7 protein-coding genes are annotated in these 4,582 nt (G+C 71.4%); 6 read left to right on the top strand and 1 reads right to left on the bottom strand.

Annotated elements, in window-relative coordinates; all coding sequences use genetic code 11:
- Positions 1-210 precede the first annotated feature (210 nt).
- Positions 211-966 (top strand): hypothetical protein, encoded by a 756-nt coding sequence (locus VGR37_02975; protein HEV2146356.1) that lies wholly within the window; start codon positions 211-213, stop codon positions 964-966.
- A 10-nt stretch (positions 967-976) separates the two neighbouring features.
- Here VGR37_02975 and VGR37_02980 read toward each other — a convergent pair whose 3' ends face one another.
- Positions 977-1,420, bottom strand: a complete 444-nt coding sequence (locus VGR37_02980; protein HEV2146357.1) for a Fur family transcriptional regulator — start codon at positions 1,418-1,420, stop codon at positions 977-979.
- 380 nt (positions 1,421-1,800) lie between these two features.
- Between VGR37_02980 and VGR37_02985 the strand changes: the two genes are divergently transcribed.
- The 5 genes from VGR37_02985 to VGR37_03005 all read left to right on the top strand — a co-directional run.
- Positions 1,801-2,211 (top strand): 6-carboxytetrahydropterin synthase, encoded by a 411-nt coding sequence (locus VGR37_02985; protein ID HEV2146358.1) that lies wholly within the window; start codon positions 1,801-1,803, stop codon positions 2,209-2,211.
- Positions 2,212-2,835, top strand: a complete 624-nt coding sequence (folE, locus tag VGR37_02990; protein HEV2146359.1) for a GTP cyclohydrolase I FolE — start codon at positions 2,212-2,214, stop codon at positions 2,833-2,835. It begins immediately after the preceding gene.
- Positions 2,836-2,873: 38 nt separating this feature from the next.
- Positions 2,874-3,590: an SDR family oxidoreductase gene (locus VGR37_02995; GenBank protein ID HEV2146360.1), complete on the top strand. Its 717-nt coding sequence runs from the start codon at positions 2,874-2,876 to the stop codon at positions 3,588-3,590.
- Positions 3,591-3,594: 4 nt separating this feature from the next.
- Positions 3,595-3,978 carry a 6-carboxytetrahydropterin synthase gene (locus VGR37_03000; protein HEV2146361.1) on the top strand — a complete coding sequence of 128 codons (384 nt, stop codon included), beginning with the start codon at positions 3,595-3,597 and terminating at the stop codon, positions 3,976-3,978.
- A gap of 226 nt (positions 3,979-4,204) precedes the next feature.
- The coding region (locus VGR37_03005) for a Trm112 family protein (GenBank protein ID HEV2146362.1) at positions 4,205-4,582 on the top strand (378 nt) is incomplete at its 3' end.

A 4,582-nucleotide genomic window follows, 5' to 3' on the forward strand; every position in this document is an offset into this window, starting at 1 on the left:
GCAAGGGGGAGGGGAGAACGACAGAGGGGCCTCAACCCTCTCCCCCTTGCGGGGAGAGGGTGGCGCGCAGCGCCGGGTGAGGGGGTCTCTCCACCCGAGCGGAAACCGGTCCAAGTGGTGGCACCGGCAGCCGATCGGAGCGCGGGTCAGAGCATCCTTGTGCGCGGAACTTGCGGTTGATTCGGAGGGACCTGCCTCAGGAGTATCCCTATGGCTCGCCCGATCCTCTTCGCCCTGCTGGGCCTCTTGGGCCTGGCGTTCGCCGCACCCGCGCAGGAGCGAGTCTCTCCTGCCCGTCTCACCCTGGCCCCGGTCCTGGGTGTCCGGACGCCGCTCGCGCGCGATCAACGGACCACCGTGGTCGTTCCTTCCCTGCTCCTGCCCGCGGTCGTCGAGCTCGGCCCGGACCGGGTTGCCGGTGGCGTGGCCGGGGTGGAGGCGGATCTGCGGCTCGTGGGTCCCGTCGGCGTCTCGGGCGGCTTCCTCTACACGGCAGGCGACCCGATCGGCGTGCTCCTCCTGACCGATGACGGCGTGCTCGCGCACATTTCGGCGGAGGGACCCTCGGCCTGGTTCTTCCACGCCGATCTATCCGTCCGGCTGCCGGACATGAAGGTCGACGAGGACTGGCCCACGCCGCGAGTGATTCCGGCGGGCTACCTGGTCGCCGGGGCCGCGCGGATCCGGCAGGAGTTCGGTGGGAGCGTGCTCGCGCTCGCGGACGACGACGTGGAGGAGAGCTGGGGGATGCATCTGGCCTACCGGGCCCAGTTCCCGGTCGGATCGAGGAACCTGGTCCTGCAGGCCTCGCTGGAGGACTACATCCCCTTCTGGAACCGGGATCACGAGCGAGCGCGCCTGAGCCGGGCCATCGAGCTCCACTCCGGTCGCGCCCTGGCCACCGGAGTGGCCTACAACCGCACCCACATCGTGATGCTGAACCTGGGCCTCGCGCTCAGGCTCTGAGCAGAAAGCCTCAGGACCCCGTCTGGCCGCGCTCCGTCGAGCACTCCCCGCAGCGGCCGTGGAAGATCAGCTGGTGGTGGTCCACCGTGAAGCGGTGCTCCCGCTCGATCCGCTCGGAGATGGTGCGGTCGAGCCCGCAGATGGACACCGTCCGCACCGCCCCGCAGGCGTCGCACACCAGGTGGTGGGTGTGGCGCTCCGCCGGCACCAGCTCCACCCGCTCCGCGCCCTCGCCGGTGAGCACCGGGCGCGCCAGGCCGATCTCCATCAGCCAGTCGAGCGTGCGGTACACCGTGACCAGGTCGATCCGGTCGGTCCCCACCGCCTCGTGTAGCGCGCGGGCGCTGAGCGGCTCCGGCGCGCCCGCGAGCGCCTCGATCACCCGCCGGCGGGGGCGGGTGAGGCGGTGGCCGCGCTCGGCGGCGGCGCGGAGGACCTCTGCGGCTTCGGGCATGGCTCCGGGGCGGAGTACGGGGCGCCGGCGTCTCCACGCTGATACCACGCAGCGCGGAGAGCGGTCCGCACAGGCGTTTTTTGCGTCCGGTGCGCTCGCCGGCCGAGCCCGGGAATCCTTGACCCTCCGGGAGCGCCGGGTTATACTTGTCGCCGTCAGACGCGCCGGGAAGCCCCATTTTTGAGCCAACGCTTTTGAAGCCGGAGGCCGACTCTTGCGGCCGACGCCACGCCCCTCCGGGGGAAGGCGGAAGCCGCGGGGACGCTTTCCAAACTGTTCACAACAGGCTTCAAAAATCCTTCCCGGCGCGCCCCGACACGGGCTGGTCTCGCGAGCGAGGCTGGCCCGTCGTTCATTTCGGCGACCACCCGGGAGGCCCCGTGCCCGTCGTCCGCGTAACGCGCCGCGTCCACTTCTCCGCGGCGCACCGCCTGCACAACCCCGCGCTCTCCGACGAGGAGAACCGGCGGGTGTTCGGCCTGTGCAACAGCCCGAACTGGCACGGGCACAACTACGAGCTGGCCGTCACCGTAGAGGGCGAGCCCGACCCGGCCACCGGGTACGTCGTCGACCTGGGTCACCTGCGCGATGCCGCCGAGGAAGTGGTCCGCGACCTGGACCACCGCAACCTGAACCTGGACGTTCCCTGGCTGCAGGGGACGATCCCCTCCACCGAGAACCTGGTGGTGGCGATCTGGAACCGGCTCGCGCCGCGGGTCCCCTCCGGGCGGCTGGTCCGCCTGGTGCTGGAGGAGACGCCGCGCAATTCCGCAGAATACACGGGGGAGTAGATGTCCATCATAGAGAGGGAGATCCCGCACTCGGAGCTGGGCGGGGAAGAAACGGAGGCCACGCCCTTCCAGGAGCGCGTGCGCGAGCTGCTCGGCGAGCTCGGGGAGGACCCGGACCGCCAGGGGCTGCTGAAGACGCCCGAGCGCGTGGAGAAGAGCCTCCGCTGGCTCACCCGCGGCTACCAGCTCGGGGTGCGCGACGTGATCGGCGACGCCATCTTCGACGAGGAGCACCACAACATGGTGCTGGTGAAGGACATCGAGATGTACTCGATGTGCGAGCACCATATGCTCCCCTTCTTCGGCAAGGTGCACGTCGCCTACATCCCCAACGGCAAGATCGTGGGGCTGTCCAAGCTCCCGCGCATCGTGGAGGTGTTTGCGCGGCGGCTGCAGGTGCAGGAGCGCCTCACCGAGCAGATCGCCACGGCTATCCAGGAGGTGCTGGAGCCGCAGGGGGTGGGCGTGGTGATCGAGGCCGCGCACCTCTGCATGATGATGCGCGGGGTGGAGAAGCAGAACTCCAAGACGATCACCAGCGCGGTGAAGGGGGTGTTCCTGGACGACCAGCGGACCCGGGAGGAGTTCCTGCGGCTCTGCATGGTGAACGGCGTGATGGGCTGAGTCGGCCCACTTTTCGGCGAACTTCGGACGGGGGGACGATGGAGGAGCAGCTGCGGGGGAAGACGGCGCTGGTCACGGGCGCCTCGCGCGGGATCGGTCTGGCGGTGGCGCGGGAGCTGGCGCGGGCCGGCGCGTGGGTGGGGATGGTGGCCCGCACGGAGCGGGAGCTGGCGCGGGCCGCGGGGGAGGTGGGGGGGCACTGCATCCCCGCCGACGTCACCTCGCCGGCGGCCGTCCACGGGCTGGTGGGGTACGTGACCGAGCTGCTGGGGGACACGCCGGACATCCTGGTGAACGCCGCCGGCGCCTTCGCGCTGGCGCCGCTCGCCCGGACGGACCCGGACACCTTCGAGCGGCAGATCGCCGTCAACCTGCGCGGGCCGTTCCTGCTGGTGCGCGCCCTCCTCCCGCTGATGCTGGCCCGCCGCTCCGGGCACGTGGTCAACATCGGCTCCGTCGCCGGCCGCGTGGCCTTCCCGGAGAACGGCGCCTACTCCGCCTCCAAGTTCGGGCTGCGAGGGCTCCACGAGGTGCTGGTGCAGGAGACCCGCGGCACCGGCGTCCGCGCGACCCTGGTGGAGCCGGGCGCCACCGACACCGCGCTCTGGGACCCCATCGATCCGGACGGCAGGGCGGACCTCCCCTCGCGCGCGCAGATGCTCTCGCCCGACGACGTGGCGCGGGCGGTCCTCTTCGCCGCCGCCCAGCCGGCCGGGGTGGAGATCCCGGTCATCGCCGTCCAGTCCGCGGGGTAGGGTCATGTACCTGATCAACGTCCGGGCGCACTACGACTCCGCCCACTTCCTGCGCAGCTACAAGGGGAAGTGCGAGCGGCTGCACGGGCACCGCTACGAGGTGGAGGCCTGCCTCGCGTTCGACGCGCTGGGAGAGGGCGGCATGGCGTACGACTTCACCGACGCCAAGCGCCACCTGCGCTCCATCGCCGACGAGCTGGACCACGAGAACCTGAACGACCTCCCCCCGTTCCTGGAGACCGAGACGAGCGCCGAGAACCAGGCGCGGTACATCTTCGAGGAGCTGCGGCGGAGGCTGGGCGCCGAGGGCGAGCACGTGCTGTACGTGCGCGTCTGGGAGACCCCGAACCAGTGGGCGCAGTACTCGGAGAAGACGCTTTTCTTCTGAGCGCTGCGGGACGGGACGACCGGTGAGCGTTTGGGCGTGTCCCCCCTGGCGGGGGGCCGGGCTGCGGCGCCGTAAGCCAGCAAACAACGCTGGCTAACGGCGGCGAGCCTCCGCAAACGGCCGCGGAGTCTCGCCCCTTCGGGCTCGCATCCCTCACGCGGGCGCCAACGCGAGCCGCGGCGCCCGCCGTTCACTTTCACACTCCCGCACTTTCGCACTCCCGACCATGCACATCCTCCTCACCGACGTTCTCCGCTGCCCGCGGTGCGGGCCGGAGTTCGGGCTGGTCCTCCTCGCGGACGGCGTGGAGGACCGGCGCGTTTCCGGGGGACGGCTCGGGTGCGCCAACTGCCGGGAGGCGTACCCCATCCGCGGGGGGGAGACGGACCTGCGCGTTCCCGGCGGCGAGCGGCTCCCGGAGGCGGAGGGCGCGCGGGGCGGGGAGGAGGAGGCGGTGCGCCTGGCGGCGCTGCTGGGGCTCACGGAGGCGTGGGGCTCCGTGCTCCTGGTGGGGGCCGGAGCGGATCTTGCGGACTCCCTGGCCGCGCTGGTTCCCGGGGTGGAAGTGGTGCGGGCGGTGGGGCGGCCGGAGGAGGGCGGGGCA

It is taken from the genome of Longimicrobiaceae bacterium (assembly GCA_035936415.1).
Taxonomy (GTDB): Bacteria; Gemmatimonadota; Gemmatimonadetes; order Longimicrobiales; family Longimicrobiaceae; genus JAFAYN01.